Below are 17,743 nucleotides of genomic sequence, written 5' to 3' on the forward strand. Positions count from 1 at the left end.
GAACGGTTTTTCCACGAACTGGGCATCGAACTGACCACCGGCATGGAAATGACCAGCAACGAGGCCATCAAACAGGCGGTGGAGGCAGGCCTGGGTCTCGGGATCGTTTCCATCCACACCCTGGAACTGGAACTGCAGAGCGGTCGGCTCGCGATACTGGATGCCCAGCACTTCCCGATCATGCGCCACTGGTATGTGGTCCACCGAAAGGGCAAGCGGCTCTCCGCCGCGGCCGAGACATTCAAGCGCTTCCTGCTTGTTCAGACTGCGGATCAAGCGGGTCAGGTTCGGGCTGTCGTGCCCGCGCGCCGGTCCGCATCGTGAATTCAGGCTTGAGAAAGGACCACCAATAAGAAAAGGGCGGGAAGCCCGCCCTTTTCCATCAACTCACCCGTAGGTCGGCTTACTTGACCTTGGGCTCCAGTTCGCCGCTCTGGTAACGACCAACCATGGCTTCGAGGGACATTGCCTTGATCTTGCTGGCGTTGCCCGCGGTCCCGAAGGCTTCGTAACGCGCCTTACAAATATCGCGCATGGCATTGGTCGAAGCGATCAGCCACTTGCGCGGATCGAACTCCTTCTTGTTCTCCGCGAGGAACTTGCGAACCGCACCGGTACTGGCCATGCGCAGATCGGTATCGATGTTGACCTTGCGCACGCCGTTCTTGATGCCCTCGGCGATCTCTTCCACCGGCACGCCATAGGTCTCGCCCATGTCACCGCCAAACTCATTGATGATCTTGAGCCATTCCTGCGGAACCGAGCTGGAGCCGTGCATCACCAGATGGGTGTTGGGGATGCGCGCATGGATCTCCTTGATGCGGTCGATGGCCAGAATGTCTCCTGTCGGTGGACGGGTGAACTTGTACGCACCGTGACTGGTGCCGATGGCAATAGCCAGGGCGTCCACGCCGGTCTTCTTCACGAAGTCTGCGGCCTGCTCCGGATCGGTCAGGAGTTGAGACTCATCCAGTTTGCCCTCGGCGCCGGAACCGTCTTCCTCGCCCGCCATACCGGTCTCGAGCGAACCGAGACAGCCAAGCTCGCCTTCCACGGATACGCCGCAGGCGTGGGCCATATCGACCACGGTCTTGGTCACGTCCACGTTGTACTCGTAGCTGGACGGGGTCTTCATGTCTTCCATCAGCGACCCGTCCATCATGACAGAGGAAAAGCCGAGCTGGATGGAACGCTGGCACACGGCCGGGCTGGCACCGTGATCCTGATGCATGACCACCGGGATGTGCGGCCATTCCTCGATCGCCGCCAGAATCAGGTGGCGCAGGAACGGGGCGCCGGCGTACTTGCGGGCACCGGCAGAGGCCTGCACGATCACCGGGCTGTCGGTTTCATCCGCGGCCTCCATGATGGCGCGCATCTGTTCCATGTTGTTGACGTTGAACGCCGGCACGCCATAAGCGTATTCGGCGGCGTGGTCCAGCAGTTGGCGCAGCGAGATAAGAGCCATTGCGTCCTCCTAATTTAGCTAAATTGGATGTTCGTTCCGAAAATTTGCGAAAGAATATAAATCAAACAAAGGTAAAGAAAAATCGACTAGTCCGGGATCAACTCACCAACCCGGACGATCTTCATGGTATTGGTGCCGCCCGGTTTGGCCAGCGGTTCACCAATAGTCAGAATCACGATATCGCCGTCGCGCACAGCCGACCGGCGACGCAGTTCGTCCACGGCTTCATTCAGCACTTCCTCCGGATTGTCCGAGGGATTCACGAAATTGACCGGATAGACGCCGCGATACAGGGTCACCTTGCGCCGGGTCGACACATGGGGCGTCATGGCGTAAATGGGCACGCCGGAACTGATGCGCGACATCCACAGCGCGGTCGAACCCGATTCCGTCAGCGATGCAATTGCACGAACCGGCAAATGGTTGGCCGAATACATGCTGGCCATTGCGATGGCCTCGTCGATACGACCGAACTTGATATCCAGTCGATGCTCCGAGCGTGTCACCTCACGGGTCTGCTCCGCGACCTTGCACACACGATCCATGGCCGATACCGCGGCGATAGGATGCTTGCCAGCGGCGGTTTCGGCGGAAAGCATGACCGCGTCGGTGCCATCGATGACGGCATTGGCCACGTCCGAGACTTCGGCACGCGTCGGAATCGCGTTCTCGATCATGGATTCCATCATCTGCGTCGCCGTGATCACGACACGATTCATGTCGCGCGCGATCTTGATCAGGCGTTTCTGGATCGGCGGTAGCGCGGCGTCCCCCAACTCAACCCCGAGGTCACCACGGGCGACCATGATTACGTCGGCGACGCGAACAATTTCCTCGAAATTGTCCACCGCCTCCGCCCTTTCGATCTTGGCGACGATGCCGCCATGGCCACCGGCCGCGCGAAGAAGTTCACGCGCCTCATTGATATCGTCCGCGCTGCGGCAAAAGGAAACCGCGACGTAGTCCGCCTCGATGTCCGCGGCGGTTTTTATGTCTTCCTTGTCCTTGTCGGTAAGCGCGCTCGCCGACAGCCCGCCGCCCTGGCGGTTAATTCCCTTGTTGTCGGACAACTCACCGCCAACGGTGACCCGGCAGATGACCTGGGGACCTTCAACCTGTTCAACCCAGAGAACAATTCGTCCATCGTCCAGCAGCAGGGTGTTGCCCCGATCCACATCCTGGGCCAGCGGGGCATAGGTCACTCCCACCCGCTCAGATGTGCCGTCGTCCAGGGAATACGATGCGTCCAGGACAAAGGTGTCGCCTTCTTTCAGGCTTACCTTGCCCTTCTTGAACTTGCCGACACGTATCTTGGGGCCCTGCAGATCGGCCATCACGCCGATCTGGCGCCCGTGCGCCGCGGCACGCTCGCGCGCCGCATCCGCCCTTTGTCGATGCATATCCGAAGTTCCATGGGAGAAATTCAGCCGCACGACATCCACCGATGCCTCGATCAGCTTGTCCAGCACCTTGGGGTCATCGGTCGCGGGACCGAGAGTGGCAACAATTTTGGTTCTGCGCAGCATATTCTTGTCGTGAATGAAGTGCGGCAGCCATTGGCCGCCGCAACTCTACTATCCCGCCCGTTCTTCCAGCATTGCCACCGCAGGCAACTTCTTCCCTTCGAGAAACTCGAGGAAGGCGCCGCCACCAGTGGAAATATAGGAGACCTTGTCGGCGATTCCGTACTTGTCGACCGCGGCCAGGGTGTCCCCACCACCGGCGATCGAGAACGCACTGCTCTCGGCGATCGCCAGCCCCAGGGTCTTCGTGCCTTCGCCGAACTGGTCGAATTCAAATACTCCAACCGGTCCGTTCCAGACGATGGTTCCGGCCTTTTTCAGAATCTCGGCGTACATCTTCGCGGTTTCCGGACCGACATCGAAGATCATGTCGTCGTCGGTAACTTCCTCCACCTTCTTGGTTTCGGCCGCTGCATTCTCGGAAAACTCCTTGCCGCAGACCACATCCACCGGCACCGGAATCTCGCCGCCCTTGGCCCTGGCCGCTTCCATCAGGCGCTTCGCCTCGTCTACCAGATCGGCCTCGTACAGCGACTTGCCGACATTGAAACCCGCGGCCGCGATGAAGGTGTTGGCGATGCCGCCGCCGACGATCAACTGATCAACCACCTTGGACAGGGAATCCAGTACCGTAAGCTTGGTCGACACCTTGGAGCCACCGACGATGGCCACCATCGGGCGCGCCGGGCTGTCCAGGGCCTTGCCCAGGGCGTCAAGCTCCGCCGCCAACAGCGGACCGGCACAGGCCACAGGTGCATACTTGGCCACCCCATGGGTGGACGCCTGGGCGCGATGGGCGGTCCCGAAGGCGTCCATCACGTATATGTCGCACAGGGCGGCCATCCGTTTCGAAAGCTCGTCGTCGTCCTTCTTTTCACCCTTGTTGAAGCGCACGTTCTCGCACAGAACGACGTCGCCATCTTTCATTTCTCCGACGCCATCCAGCCAGTCGCGCACCAGGCTGACTTTCTGGCCAAGCAGACTGGAAAGGCGCTCGGCGACCGGGCGCAGGGAAAACTGTTCGTCGTACTCGCCTTCGGTCGGGCGACCCAGGTGAGACATGATCATGACCTTGGCCCCGGCCTTCACACATTGCTCGATGGTCGGAAGGCTGGCGCGAATCCGCTTGTCGCTGGAGACCTGGCCATCCTTGATCGGAACGTTCAGGTCCTGCCGAATCAACACGCGCTTCCCGGCCAGATCAAGATCGGACATCTTGATGACAGACATGGCGTAATCTCTCTTAACTCTTATTAGGTTACAAACCTGCGTCGACTGGACCACGTGAACCGGGTCGATCCGACGACAGGAATGTCCCCACCGCTTCCGCGGCGGGGATCCTGTGTTGGATGTCGGGTCGGCTACTTCGCGACGTGCTGCAGGAAGCGCAGCATATTGCAGGTGTAGCCGTACTCATTGTCGTACCAGGACACGACCTTGACGAAGGTATCGTCGAGCTGGATGCCGGCCTCGGCATCGAAGATGGACGAGAAGCCAACGCCACGGAAATCGGTGGAAACCACCTTCTCATCCGTGTAGCCCAGGGTCTTGCTGATATCGCCGGACTCGGAGGCCTTCTTCATGGCCGCGCAAATGTCTTCATACTTGGCCGGCTTCTCCAGTTCGCAGGTCAGGTCAACCACGGAAACATCGGAAGACGGGATGCGGAAGGCCATGCCGGTCAGCTTGCCATTGAGGGAAGGCAGCACCTTGCCCACGGCCTTGGCGGCACCGGTGGACGACGGAATGATGTTCTCCAGGATACCGCGGCCGCCGCGCCAGTCCTTCTGCGACGGGCCGTCAACGGTCTTCTGGGTTGCGGTGGCGGCATGGACCGTGGTCATCAGGCCACGCTTGATGCCCCAGTTGTCGTGCAGCACCTTGGCCACGGGCGCCAGGCAGTTGGTGGTGCAGGAAGCCGCCGAAACGATGGCCTGTCCCGCATAGTCTTCGTGGTTCACGCCATAGACGAACATCGGTGTGGCGTCCTTGGAAGGCGCACTCTGAACCACCTTCTTGGCACCGGCCTCAATGTGTTTCTGACAGGTTTCCTCGGTCAGGAAGAAGCCGGTGGACTCGATGACAATCTCGGCACCGACGTCGCCCCACTTCAGGTTTGCAGGATCGCGTTCGGCGGTCAGACGGATCTTCTTGCCGTTGACGATCATGTTGTTGCCTTCGACCGAGACTTCGCCCGGGAAGCGGCCGTGTACCGAATCGTACTTCAGCATATAGGCCAGGTAGTCCGGATCCAACAGGTCATTGATGCCGACCACTTCGATATCGGGAAACTCATTCGCGATGGCGCGAAACGCCATGCGGCCGATTCGACCGAATCCGTTAATACCGACTTTAATTGCCATTTTTCATCTCCAAAAGTTTGAACAGATAAATCAAAAAACCTTACAGAAGCTCTTCCACGGTCTTCGCGACGTTCTCCGCGGTAAAGCCGAATTCCTTGAACAGGTCCTTGGCCGGAGCCGACTCGCCGAAGCGATCGATACCGACAACACGACCCTCGAGGCCAACGTACTTGGCCCAGTAGCTGGTCACGCCCGCTTCCACGGCGACACGTTTGGTCACGGCAGCCGGCAGAACCGATTCGCGATAGGCGGCATCCTGCTTGTCGAACAGATCGGTGGACGGCATGGACACCACGCGCACCTTCTTGCCCTTGCCGGCGAGCGACTCCGCCGCCTCCATGGCGATGCCGACCTCGGAACCGGTGGCGATCAGGATCGCCTCCGGGGTGCCGTCGGTATCGCGCAGGACATAACCGCCGCGGGTGATGTTGGTAATCTGCTCATCCGAGCGATTCTGGTGCGGAAGACCCTGACGTGTCAGGACCAGCGAGGTCGGACCATCCTTGCGCTCCAGTGCCGCCTTCCACGCGACCGCGGTTTCCACCATGTCACACGGACGCCAGACCGAGCTGTTCGGGATCAGGCGCAGGGAGCTTACGTGCTCGATCGGCTGATGGGTGGGGCCGTCCTCACCCAGACCGATGGAGTCGTGGGTATAGACGTTGATCACCCGCTGCTTCATCAGGGCCGACATGCGCACGGCGTTGCGGGCATAGTCCGAGAACACGAGGAAGGTGCCGCCATACGGGATGAAGCCGCCATGCAAGGCCATGCCGTTCATCATGGCGGTCATGCCGAACTCGCGCACACCGTAGTGAAGGTAGTTGCCGTCGGTTACCGTGCTGCTGATCGAGACCGAACCCTTCCAGTTGGTGTTGTTCGAACCGGTCAGGTCGGCGGAACCGCCCAGCATTTCCGGCAGCAGCGGCGCGTAGCCGTTGATGGCCGCCTGCGAGGCCTGGCGCGTGGCCTTGGATTCGCCCTTCGCCGCCGTTGCCTTGATGTAGGCAGCCGCATCCTTCTCCCAGTTGGCCGGGAACTCGCCATTCATGCGGCGCTCCAGTTCGGCCGCCAGGTCCGGGTGGGCCTTCTTGTAGGCGTCGAATTTTTCATTCCACTTGGCCTCGGCCTCGCCACCCTTCTTCTTGGCGTCCCAGCCGGCATAGATCTCGGCCGGGATCTCGAACGGGGCATAGGGCCACCCCAGGTTCTCGCGGGTGGCGGCAACCTCGTCCTCGCCCAGGGCCGCGCCGTGACAATCGTGGCTACCGCACAGGTTGGGGGCGCCAAAGCCGATCACAGTCTTGCAGCAGATCATGCTGGGCCTGTCGTTGACCGAACGGGCCTCATGGATGGCCTTGGCGACGGAATCGGGGTCGTGGCCGTCGACGTCGCGCACCACATGCCAGCCGTAGGCCTCGAAACGCTTGGCGGTGTCGTCGGTGAACCAGCCGTCCACGTGGCCGTCAATGGAAATCCCGTTGTCGTCCCAGAAAGCGATCAGCTTGCCCAGACCCATGGTACCGGCAAACGAGCAGGCCTCGTGGGAGATGCCCTCCATCAGACAGCCGTCGCCGAGGAAGCAGTAGGTGTAGTGATCAATAATATGGTGCCCGTCGCGGTTGAACTGCCCGCCCAGCACTTTCTCCGCCAGCGCCATGCCGACGGCATTGGTGATGCCCTGACCCAGAGGACCGGTCGTGGTCTCGATGCCGGCGGTGTAGCCATACTCCGGGTGGCCCGGGGTCTTGGAATGAAGCTGACGGAAGTTCTTGATATCGTCGATGGTCAGCGGATAGCCGGTCAGATGCAGCAGGGAATAGATCAGCATCGAGCCGTGACCGTTGGAAAGAACGAACCGGTCACGGTTCCACCACTTCGGATTTTCCGGATTGTGCTGCAGGAAATCGTTCCACAAGACCTCGGCAATATCGGCCATGCCCATGGGTGCGCCGGGGTGTCCCGAATTGGCTTTTTGCACCGCGTCCATGCTCAGGGCACGGATGGCGTTGGCAAGATCTCGTCGACCCGGCGTTGCGTGTTCAGGTTTCGCTGACATAGGTTAAGCCCTCGTACGTTTCTTGAATTCTTTGGTCGGCGTTGGCGCGACGCCGTCATCTGTAATTTTTGTCCGCGCCCGCGGCGCTCTGTTCGCCCCTAGGCCGGCACTTGTCCGGCCCTGCCGCTGAAAAAAGTGGTCCCAAACACGGCGGATGTCGCCGCCAGTTGGCCTCTTCGGACAGGGATTCTGACCCTGGTTGCCCTTTCGGTTCTGATCGCGGCGCACGCGCAAACCGACCGGCCCGGGTCCAAGCGGTCGCGTATTCTCCCTCAGGGCAGGTGATTGGGCAATAGCAGCGGGGGAAATCCGGCGAATCGAAGGGAAAAATCGGGAATTGTCGCCTTTATAGGGGGATTTGAGGCTCAATCCTTGCCGGGTAAGCTCAGGACCCGAGGTCTTCGCCCACGATCCACCCGTACCATTCCTTAAATAGGCCCTCATCCAGGGCTGCCACCACGGACCGGGATTCGAAGCCGCCGCAGTACACGCACTCCCCATCCAGGGTGACGGCATGGCCCCCGGCCTCCTCGAAGATCAGGCTGCCGGCGGCGTAGTCCCACAATTTCTGGCCGCCGTGGACGTAGATCTGATAGCGGTCGGCGGCAAGCCAGCACCAGTCCAGGGCACTGGAACCAAAATTTCGCTGGGATCCGAAGGGCGGTTCGGCTCCCAGGCGCGCCGCCAGGGGATCCGACAAGCGTTTGAAATCGACCACAGCGATACTCCGGCGCAACGGTATGCCGGGGACTGCGCTGGTCAGCGGGCCTCCATTCAGCCGGGCCCCATTCCCCCGTTCTGCGGTAAAACACTCATTGCGGAGAGGGTCCAGCACCAGGCCCAGTACCGGATCGCCGCCGATGACCAGGGCCAGGGAAACCGAAAAAAACGGGATCCCGGTGGCGAAGTTGCTGGTGCCATCCAGGGGATCCAGCACCCAGATCCCCGGTCCCGGGTGATCCCACAGGTGCTGCTGCTCTGATTCCGTCATCTCTTCCCCGAGCAGCCCGTATTGGGGCCAGCGCTCGGCCAACTCACGGGTCAAAGCCGCCTGCATGGCGAGATCGGCGGCAGTGACAATACTCCCGTCCGTCTTATGGGTGCGAGCCACCTCCGCAAAACGGGGAACCAGTTCCTCCTGCGCGGTGCGGATGACAATTTCCGACAGTTCGCCCAAATCCGGTAACACCGACCCTCCTTCCGGGGCTTCCGCGGCCGACCGAAAATCGGCCACCCCACCGCAAATTCACCAACTATACTTAAAAAACCGACCCTTTTGCTCTATCGCAGCACATCGGACAGAGGCCTGAATTACCGGAGTTTTTAGCGGTTTTATTGGCACAGAATGTGCATTTTTCACAGTATGGAAGCTCGCGGCATCGCAACGAGGCCCATATTCCGTGGAGGTGCAAATGAACGTGTCAACCAAAGCCATTGCAGGCCGCATTTCTCGTATTTCCGCTATTTCTGTGTGGTTGTGGATCACTATGCTGGGCGCGGCTCAGGCAGTTCCGGCGGCCGACCAGGGCCTTGTACTTGCGGTCCAGCCGGTCCTGAGCGAAGCCCAGACCAGAAAGGCGTTCGCGCCCCTGGCGGAATATCTCTCCAAGGCTACAGGTGAGCCCGTAACCGTCAAAACCTGGCCGAATTTTATGGCCTATTGGAGCGATATGTTGCGTGACCCCGACAATACGCTGTATTTCGATGCGGCGCATTTTACTGCCTATCGAGCCAACAAATTCCACTTCCACGTCCTGGCCAAGGTGCCGGCGACGGTGAGTTACAGCCTGGTCGTCCGCGACGACAACATCATCTTTGATCCGAGTGAACTCACCGGCAAGACCGTGGCTACCCTGGGGGCTCCCAGCATCGGCGCCGCGCGCCTGAGCGGGATGTTCCCGAACCCGGCTCGCCAGCCGATCATGATTGAGGTCCCGGATTCGCAGACGGGCGTAAAAATGGTGCTGAATGGCAAGGCGGAAGCGGCCATCATTCCCACGCCCATCGTCGCCCAGCGTATGGGACAGGGGGCACACATTAGCGTGGTCACCACGACCGAACCCATCCCGCACATCGCACTTTCCGCAAGCGCGGGGGTCACCCCGAAGGTGCAGAAAGAGATTCGCCAGGCCATGGTCGATGCGGCAAACCGGCCGGATGGTAAACGCATGCTCAAAGAAATCGGCTTTCCAAAGTTCGACCCGGCCTCGGCATCGATCTATACCGGACAGCAGAGCATCCTCAAGACCTACTGGGGTTTCTAGCCCTCCCCTTTCGACATCGCCTGCACGCGGGCCGGCTTGATGCCGGCCCGCTTGCTTGAATCGTCCACAAAGACCACCGAAACTAGCGCCATGAACAATGAGTCCCTGGCGCAACGCGACTTGCGTGTAGTTTGGCATCCCTGCACGCAAATGAAAGACCACGAATCCCTTCCCCTCATCCCGATCCGGCGGGGCCAGGGAGTGTGGCTGGAAGACTATGACGGAAAGAAATACATCGATGCCATCAGTTCGTGGTGGGTGAATCTATTCGGCCACGCCAACCCCCGCATTTCGGGCGCCGTCCGCGAACAGGCGGACCTGCTTGAGCATGTCATCACCGCCGGCTTCACCCATGAGCCCCTGATCCGCCTGTCCGAGCGACTGCGGGATCTCGCACCGACCGGACTGGACCGCTGCTTCTACGCCGATAATGGATCGGCAGCCGTGGAAATCGCCCTGAAGATGAGCTTCCACTACTGGCGCAATAGCGGGAATACACGCAAGAAGCGTTTCATCAATCTGTCCAACAGCTACCACGGGGAAACACTGGGCGCGCTGGCGGTGGGCGATGTCGCACTGTACAAGGAAACCTACAGTGATCTGCTCCTGCCGGTTCATACCGTCCCATCCCCCGATTGCTATTTTCGTGAACCGAACGAAAGCTGGGCCGACTATAGCCGGCGGCGCTTTGCCGACATGGAAGAGGCCCTGCAGAAATATGCCCATGAGACCTGCGCCGTCATCTTGGAACCGTTGGTGCAGTGTGCCGGCGGCATGCGCATGTACGATCCCGTCTATCTGACCTTGTTGCGCGAGGCCTGCGACCGCCACGGTGTCCACCTGATCGCCGATGAGATCGCGGTGGGATTCGGACGCACGGGTACGATGTTCGCCTGCGAACAGGCCGGCATCACCCCTGATTTTCTCTGCATCGGCAAAGGGCTTACGGGAGGCTACCTTCCCTTGTCGGTGTGCATGACCAGGGAATCCATTTACCAGGCGTTCTACGACAATTACGAAACCCAGAAAGGGTTCCTGCATTCGCACAGCTATACAGGAAACGCGCTCGCCTGTGCCGCCGCGCTGGCCACGCTGGATATCTTCGAACAGGACCGGATCATTGACCGGAACCGCGATACCGCCAGATTGATCGCCGATTCCCTGAAACGTTTCGAACAACATCCGCACGTTGCCGAAGTGCGACAAACAGGGATGATCGCTGCGATCGAGATGGTCAGGGACCGGGAAACCCGGGAGGCGTTTCCCTGGCAGGAACGACGCGGGCTTTCCGTTTTCCGATACGCGTTGGACAAGGGTGTCTTGCTGCGCCCACTGGGCAATGTCATCTATTTCATGCCCCCGTACGTGATCAACGAGGAAGAGATCGGACAGATGGTGGAAGCTGCATGGGAGGGAATCAGTGCCGCCACCGTTGTGTAGGACCCAGATCAGGGATAGAAACGGGAGCGGATCGCGTCCATATCCGGAATGATGACGTTGGAGCGCCCAAGCTTCACCGTGGCACCAATGCAACGATCTTGCGGACGCGCACTCAGACTCGCGACCACAGGAAGCTCCTGAGTGACGGTATATGGCTGCGGATCCGAAGATGCCACGATGGCAAAGAATTCCCATTCGTTTCGACCGGGCAGGGGGTGAAACACCACCAGCTTCGCACGCCGATGAGCCGTGGGTACGGGGCCGGCATTCGTGAGCACCTCGAAGGAGACCACCGGTACAGCACGGTGTCGCCATACGGCCAACCCCAGCACCCAGGGCTCGGCGAACGGGATCGGCGCCAGCGGAGGGAGGTTAAGGATTTCCGCCGTCATTGCACTGGGAACCAGAATGGAATCACGCTGGGTCGGTATCACCAGCGCATGCAGGCGGTCGCTGACCTGGGTGTTCATTCCGTACCCCCCATGGCTATCAGGTGGGCAACCAGGGCATTGGGTTCCAGCAAGAGTATCGCCGGCTCTTCGTCGACACGCGCACCGTTGAATAAATGACCGGCATATCCCGGGGTACGGCCGAGAGGGGAAAATGGCATGACCTCGATTCCGGTTTGCGGCGGGATCAGCTGAATCTCATCCGCGACCAGGCCTACCGGTGTCGGATTGGCGGGGAGGAATACGGCCCGTTGCCAGCGTGGTGCCACCCCCTGGCGCAGTTCCGCGGTCAAACCGTAGGCGGGCCATCGGGCACCGCGCGCCTCATGCCAGGCAACGATGGGTGCATTCTGGTCCGGATTCAGGAACATGCTTTCACGCTGCTCAATGGACAAGGTGGCACCACTGGGCAACAGGTAGCTGCGATGCTCAATCGTGAAACGGAGATACTGGCGAACGGACTCGACCACGAACTACTCCCGAAAAATCCCTGGCACGAATAGAACGAACCTCAGAGCTCCACACCGGCCGGCAACAGGGTCTTGATCGTCGCCATCAGAGTGTCTTCCTGGTACGGCTTGCTCATGTAATCATTCACGCCGAGATCAAATGCGCGCTTGCGATGCTTCTCCCCGGCACGCGATGTGATCATGATAATCGGAATGTGTTTCAGGCGCGAATCTGACCGAACCCGCTGCGTCAACTCATACCCGTCCATGCGCGGCATCTCGATATCGACCAGCATGACATCGGGCAGTTGATCTCCCCGCTGCAATTGCTCGATCGCATCCTGCCCGTCCTTGGCCACCATGAATTCAATACCGTGCTTCTGCAGGGTACGGCTCGTCACCTTGCGCACGGTCAGGGAGTCATCAACCACCATGACGGTCGGTCGTCGGGCAGCGGCAGGTGCCTCGGAGGCTGTCTCCATCGCCTCGGAAGACGCCACCGGTTGCCGGGGCACGGCACGGGATACCTGGAAGACTTCATCCGTGAGGAGAAGACTGGCCAGATCGAGGATCAACACGACCCGCCCGTCACCGAGGATGGTGGCACCGGCAATGCCCGGCAGGGAACTGACTTGCGGACTGACCGGCTTGATCACCACCTCCTGGGTACCGACCAGGCCATCAACCTGAAGGGCCATGTCGCGCGAGCCACTGCGGATCAAAAGAACCGGGACTTTCGCGGCGGCGGCGGACTGGGCCGGGATGCCAAGGCTGTCGGCCAGATGGGCAAATGGATAAATCTTTTCCCCGTGATGCAGCATGGGTTTGTCGCCCATACGCACCTGATCCAGGGTATCGGCCATCACCTCGATGATGTTTTCGACCATGGAGATCGGTACCGCGAACTGCTGGTCTCCGACCCGGATCATCAAGGCCTGCGTGATGGACAGAGTGAGCGGAAGCCGGATGACAAACGTCGTACCAACCCCGGGCTCGCTGTCCACCGACATGGTACCGCCGAGTTGTTTCACTTCGCTGTGAACCACATCCATGCCGACGCCGCGGCCGGACAGATGCGTGATGGCCCTGGCCGTCGAGAAACCGGGGATCAGGATGAATTGCACGACTTCCTCGTCGCTGAATGTGGCGTCCTCGCTCATCATGCCGCGCTCGATGGCCTTTTCCCGAATGGCATCCACGTTCAGACCGGCACCGTCATCGGCGAAGCGGATCACGACCTCGCTGCCTTCCTGGGCCGTCCCGATTCGAATTCGGCCTACCTCAGCCTTGCCCGCCTTGCGGCGACCGTCGGCGCCCTCAATACCATGATCGATCGCGTTTCGAATCATGTGTTCGAACGGTCCAATCATGCGCTCGAGCACGTTGCGATCGATGTCAACATCTGCCCCGGAAAGGTCCAGCTCCACATCCTTGCCGAGTTCGCGCGAGGTCTGGCGTACGATGTGACGCAGTCGCGGCGCCTGGGTCGAGAACTCAACCATGCGCGTACGCATGAGACCTTCCTGCAGGTCCGTATTCAGTCGCGCCTGTTGCTGGAGTACAGCTTCTGCTTCCCCGACGTGATTCCCCAGACTGGACTGAATCGAGCTCAGATCGTGCAGGCTCTCGGTCAGGCTGCGCGAGAGCTGCTGCAGTTTGGAGAAGCGATCGAATTCCAGAGGATCGAAGTCAGCGTCCTGCGTCGTATCGGACCGTTCCGCACGGAACAAAATCTGGGACTCGGACTGGATTTCCAGTTCGCGCAGCTGGTCGCGGAACCGGGAGACATTGCGGTGGAGCTCGCCCAGATTTTCCCGGAATCCGAAGATCTGCTGCTCCATACGAGAGCGCGAAATACTCACCTCGCCGGCGTAGTTCACGAGATCGTTCAACAAGGTAGTGCGTACGCGGATCTGCCCTGCCTGGGTACGTCGATCCGTGGACCCACGCGACTCGCGGCGCCGGTCGGGGCGGTCGCGTCGCTCCGCCTCCGCCGGAATTTGCGCAGCCCCAGCTTCCTCCACCGGCGGCGTGGGTGCAGGCGCCATCGATTCGGTTGATGATGTTTCCGCCTGCGGCGACACCGGCGTTGGTGCCGGGGCCTCGGCCGGAATTGTCGGAGCCGCGGGCGGCTGCTCCGTACCCCCGAAACCGGCAACGCGACGGTTCAGTACGCTCACACTGCTCACCGGCTTGCCCGCCTGGATTTGCTCCAGCATGGATGCCAGTGTGTCGTGCACCTCATCGAGCAGATCGAGCAGATTCTTGTCGGCCTGCACCTGGCCCTGCTCCACACGCTCCAGCAGGGTCTCCGTGTTGTGACTCAGGTTGCCCATGGTCATCGCGCCGGCCATGCGGGCGCCACCCTTGATTGTATGGAGCGCGCGCTTCAGGCTGTGCCGGGCATCCAGGTCGTTAGGATCGTCGCGCCACTGCTGCACTGACTGATCCATGCTCTGCAACAGGTCGATTGCCTCTTCAAGGAAGATCTCCACCAGTTCCGCATCGATGTGGTCGACTTCCTCTGCCGGCTCTGCGGGCACTGCAGCCGGTGGCGGAGGGCTCGCAATCGGCGCGGGCGCTGCCGGCTCGGGCGCAGGGACGGGTGCCGGATCCACCGGCGCTTCGTCCTGAACCGATTCGGAACTCTGGCCTGCAGCTGGAGAAAGGCTGGCCAGTTCGGCCTGGGCGGTGGCGGCAACATCCTGCGCGAGCTGTACCAGCCGCGGAATCACGCCACTGCCATCACGATTCCCTTCGGCAACCAGGACAATCAGCCGATCGACTTCATCATGTATACGATCGAGAAGATCGAGGTGGGACATGGTCAGGTGGTGCTGACCCGCCTCAAGCTCATGCAGCAAATGCTCCATGTTTCCACAGGCATCAGACATGCTTTGCAGTCCTACCGAACGGGCACTGCCGCGCAAGGTATGTATGGCGCGCTGGAGACTGGCCGAAATGGCGCAGCCTCCGGCTGAACGGCAGGTGCGAATCTCCTGCTCCAGGGTTGTCAGATGCCCGCGCGCCTCGCTGACGAAGATCTGGCGCAGCGTGCTGTCCATCTCGGGCAGGCTCGGGCCTGCGGACGAAACCACGGGCGTCGGTTCGGGCTCGGCTGCCGGTACCACGGCAGCAGGGCTTTCCGGCCGCGCTACAGGGGCCGATGCCGGTTCGGTCGAGGTCTGTCCGGCCGCGAATTCGTCTGCGCGGGCCCGCATCCCGTCGATATCAGCATTGTAATAAGGCCCACCTTCCAGATGCGCGATCATCGCCGGGAGGATTGCCTGCACTTCCTCCAGGAGAGCAAACATTCCCGGCGCATGGGAAACCTTGCGGTCACGGACCTTGTTCAGCATGTTTTCGATGGCCCACGCCAGTTCCGAGATGTCACTGGCACCGACCATGCGTCCACTGCCTTTGAGGGTATGGTAATTGCGGCGCAGTTCCTTGAGCAGGTCCAGGTTTTCTGGTTCGTTCTTCCAGGCCGGATAATCACGCTGAATGTTCTGCAGGCAGTCACGTGCATCCTCGATGAAGATCTCCATGATCTCTTCATCAATATCCTGGGACACGGGCGCCGTGGGTGCCGGCGCCGGGGCGGCCGGGGCCGGTGCGACCGGCGTGGTGGGCGTGGCCGACGCGGCCGCGGGAACCCCCTCGTTCGCCTTGAAGCAGAGATCCAGCAACTGTTCCGCCGACTGACGCATGGTATCGACGATATCGTCGTTCAACTGATCGGGGTCCGTATCAACGATCTGAACGAGATCCGCCATCTCCGCCGCAATCTGCGAAACCGCATCCTGGTTCTCGCTTTTTGCCCGTTCGCCGATCAGGTAGAGACTGTGCTTGAGGCGATCCAGAGCAGCTACGTCATCGGAATTTGATGTCCACTGTGAGACGGTCGCGTGAATATCTCCGGCGAGGGTCGCCAGGGTCTGCTCACGGGGTGCCGCGGAGATGGCGTCGCCGCCGCGGGCGATAGCCGCCTCCATATCGTGATCGGCGGAATCGAGCAGGGATTCCAGGTTGCCGCGGTTGAACTGCAGCCCGTCCATGTAGGCACCAATCGTTCCCACCGAAACCGCGATGCCGTCCAGAACCCCGGGGCTGGCTACGAGCCTGCCGTCGAGCAGTTCCTCGATCCGGTTCATGGTCCGATGGGTAAAGTCTGCAGCTCGGTCCTGAGCCAGGATCTGCAAGGCGCCCTCGATCTGGCTGAGATTCTGCGGAATCGGTGCGAGCAGTTCCACGCGGCCGGAGTTGGCGGCAAAGGCCTCGAGCGCCTCTTCCACGCTACCGAGATTCGCCCGAACCTCTTCGCCCACCACGCTTGCGAGCTGGCGGAATTCGATGTCACTCAGTGCCGCATCGGACACCACGAGGCCATCCACGGCCGGTGTCTCGCCTTCCTCCTGGTACAGGCTGCGCAGGACGAACAGGACGTCGTCGACCTGCTGCTTCCACGCCAGCGGTGAACCCTGCATTTCACGGGTGCTCTGCTCGACCAGCAACAGGGCGCGGGCCATGGGCATGGATGCGGATTCGGGATCGGCGATGCGCCCATCGGCGATCGCCCGGGTCACCTCGATCAGCTCGTCGGTGATTTCCTTCAGGGGCTTGACCCCCAGGAGTTCCAGCGTACTCGACATCCGCTGCAAGGGCTCGATCAGCGGTTCGAGGGTATTGGCTGCGGGTTGTTCCTCGTCGAAATAGGCGGACAGGATGTCCTGCACCTGTCCGATTTCATCGCCCAGCGCCTCGCCCACCGACTTCATCACCTCGGGCGTGGGGAGGTCTTCCAGACCTTCGCTGACCTGCGGAACCATCTGCTCGAGATGGAAAGCCTGCTTCAGCTGGCTCACCCGCTCACCACGACTGTGCGCCTGGCCGATTTCATACAACATGGCTCGAACGAGATCTTCCGCAGCGCTTCGAATCGCCGACTTCTCCGCCCCGTCGATGATCTTCTTGAGAATCTGGTCCGTCCGTGAAACGAGGCGCTTGCGTTCATTGCCTGCCTCCAGACCCTTGTCGGCAAAGGCCTCGAACAGCGCGGCGGCGACCCAGAACAATTGTTCGACCGGCGCCAGGCGCGCACCGTCCCGCAAACGGTCGGCAATGCCGATCATGGTTTCCAGCGGCGCCCGATCTCCACTTTCGCGCAACCAGGAAAGCAGGGCCTGCTGAAACGGATGCCGCAACTGGCGGACCAGCTCCGTGAACTCACGATCCTTGAGTTTCTCACCCTCCTTGCTTTCCGGCGGCCGAACCGAAAGATCCGGCTTGAACAGCTCGCCTTCGGAAATGGGCTCGACATTGTGGGCCGCCCTCAGCTCGTTGACCAGGGGCAGCAGGCGGATCGGAGAATCGGGTTGTCCGAATTGCAGGCGCGCAAGATAGTCCGGTATCGACAGGATGCCGCGCACCAGAGACTCGACTACCGGATCGCTTGCTTCGACATCGTGGGAATAGATGGCCTCCGCCAGGGCCTCGGTTTCCTTGGCCAACATGGCGGCGCCGTCCAGTTCGACCATCAGCAACGTGCCCACCACCTGGTGGAGGTGGGTGATGCAGAACCGGATACGGGTATCGTCCGACTTATCTTCGGCGAATGTCTCCAGCGCGAGACGCGCCTGCTTCAGCGTCTCGTCGATTTCAGTCTTGACCCATCCCAGGGTACTTGGATCGACCTGGCTACTGGTGCTCATACTTCTCCCTGTCGGGG

Annotated in this window: 12 protein-coding genes; 3 read left to right on the plus strand and 9 right to left on the minus strand. The window is 60.8% G+C overall.

Going from position 1 to position 17,743, the window contains the following annotated elements; translation table 11 throughout:
* Positions 1-324, plus strand: a 324-nt coding sequence (locus tag P8X48_04175) for a LysR substrate-binding domain-containing protein (protein ID MEJ2106516.1), incomplete at its 5' end; no start/stop codon positions are given.
* Positions 325-403: 79 nt separating this feature from the next.
* Here the strand turns inward: P8X48_04175 and fba are convergent.
* From fba to P8X48_04205, 6 genes are all read right to left on the minus strand, one after another.
* Positions 404-1,468, minus strand: a complete 1,065-nt coding sequence (gene fba / locus P8X48_04180; protein MEJ2106517.1) for a fructose-bisphosphate aldolase class II — start codon at positions 1,466-1,468, stop codon at positions 404-406.
* Between the two features lie 86 nt (positions 1,469-1,554).
* Positions 1,555-2,994 carry a pyruvate kinase gene (gene pyk, locus P8X48_04185; protein MEJ2106518.1) on the minus strand — a complete coding sequence of 480 codons (1,440 nt, stop codon included), beginning with the start codon at positions 2,992-2,994 and terminating at the stop codon, positions 1,555-1,557.
* A 48-nt stretch (positions 2,995-3,042) separates the two neighbouring features.
* The gene (locus P8X48_04190; protein MEJ2106519.1) at positions 3,043-4,221 is read right to left on the minus strand and encodes a phosphoglycerate kinase; all 1,179 of its coding nucleotides are present in this window, start codon (positions 4,219-4,221) and stop codon (positions 3,043-3,045) included.
* A gap of 131 nt (positions 4,222-4,352) precedes the next feature.
* On the minus strand, positions 4,353-5,354 hold the full coding sequence (gene gap / locus P8X48_04195) for a type I glyceraldehyde-3-phosphate dehydrogenase (protein MEJ2106520.1): 1,002 nt from the start codon (positions 5,352-5,354) through the stop codon (positions 4,353-4,355).
* Between the two features lie 40 nt (positions 5,355-5,394).
* Positions 5,395-7,413: a transketolase gene (tkt, locus tag P8X48_04200; GenBank protein ID MEJ2106521.1), complete on the minus strand. Its 2,019-nt coding sequence runs from the start codon at positions 7,411-7,413 to the stop codon at positions 5,395-5,397.
* A 385-nt stretch (positions 7,414-7,798) separates the two neighbouring features.
* The gene (locus P8X48_04205) at positions 7,799-8,602 is read right to left on the minus strand and encodes an inositol monophosphatase (GenBank protein ID MEJ2106522.1); all 804 of its coding nucleotides are present in this window, start codon (positions 8,600-8,602) and stop codon (positions 7,799-7,801) included.
* A 223-nt stretch (positions 8,603-8,825) separates the two neighbouring features.
* Between P8X48_04205 and P8X48_04210 the strand changes: the two genes are divergently transcribed.
* Positions 8,826-9,677: a PhnD/SsuA/transferrin family substrate-binding protein gene (locus P8X48_04210; protein MEJ2106523.1), complete on the plus strand. Its 852-nt coding sequence runs from the start codon at positions 8,826-8,828 to the stop codon at positions 9,675-9,677.
* 90 nt (positions 9,678-9,767) lie between these two features.
* Positions 9,768-11,117, plus strand: coding sequence for an adenosylmethionine--8-amino-7-oxononanoate transaminase (locus P8X48_04215; GenBank protein ID MEJ2106524.1), 1,350 nt, complete (start codon positions 9,768-9,770; stop codon positions 11,115-11,117).
* 8 nt (positions 11,118-11,125) lie between these two features.
* Here P8X48_04215 and P8X48_04220 read toward each other — a convergent pair whose 3' ends face one another.
* The 3 genes from P8X48_04220 to P8X48_04230 are packed head-to-tail and all read right to left on the minus strand — an operon-like array spanning position 11,126 to position 17,726.
* Complete coding sequence (locus tag P8X48_04220; GenBank protein MEJ2106525.1) at positions 11,126-11,587, minus strand: chemotaxis protein CheW; 462 nt, start codon at positions 11,585-11,587, stop codon at positions 11,126-11,128.
* Positions 11,584-12,036, minus strand: a complete 453-nt coding sequence (locus tag P8X48_04225; GenBank protein MEJ2106526.1) for a hypothetical protein — start codon at positions 12,034-12,036, stop codon at positions 11,584-11,586. The genes P8X48_04220 and P8X48_04225 overlap by 4 nt, the downstream gene beginning before the upstream one ends.
* 41 nt (positions 12,037-12,077) lie before the next feature.
* Positions 12,078-17,726, minus strand: coding sequence for an Hpt domain-containing protein (locus tag P8X48_04230; protein MEJ2106527.1), 5,649 nt, complete (start codon positions 17,724-17,726; stop codon positions 12,078-12,080).
* Between the last annotated feature and the right edge of the window lie 17 nt (positions 17,727-17,743).

It is taken from the genome of Acidiferrobacteraceae bacterium (assembly GCA_037388825.1).
Lineage (GTDB): Bacteria > Pseudomonadota > Gammaproteobacteria > Acidiferrobacterales > JAJDNE01 > JARRJV01.

Coding starts and splice junctions, on each gene's coding strand:
- fba (MEJ2106517.1), bottom strand. CDS start 1,468: ATGGCTCTTATCTCGCTGCGCCAACTGCTGGACCACGCCGCCGAATAC.
- pyk (MEJ2106518.1), bottom strand. CDS start 2,994: ATGCTGCGCAGAACCAAAATTGTTGCCACTCTCGGTCCCGCGACCGAT.
- P8X48_04190 (MEJ2106519.1), bottom strand. CDS start 4,221: ATGTCTGTCATCAAGATGTCCGATCTTGATCTGGCCGGGAAGCGCGTG.
- gap (MEJ2106520.1), bottom strand. CDS start 5,354: ATGGCAATTAAAGTCGGTATTAACGGATTCGGTCGAATCGGCCGCATG.
- tkt (MEJ2106521.1), bottom strand. CDS start 7,413: ATGTCAGCGAAACCTGAACACGCAACGCCGGGTCGACGAGATCTTGCC.
- P8X48_04210 (MEJ2106523.1), top strand. CDS start 8,826: ATGAACGTGTCAACCAAAGCCATTGCAGGCCGCATTTCTCGTATTTCC.
- P8X48_04215 (MEJ2106524.1), top strand. CDS start 9,768: ATGAACAATGAGTCCCTGGCGCAACGCGACTTGCGTGTAGTTTGGCAT.
- P8X48_04220 (MEJ2106525.1), bottom strand. CDS start 11,587: ATGAACACCCAGGTCAGCGACCGCCTGCATGCGCTGGTGATACCGACC.
- P8X48_04230 (MEJ2106527.1), bottom strand. CDS start 17,726: ATGAGCACCAGTAGCCAGGTCGATCCAAGTACCCTGGGATGGGTCAAG.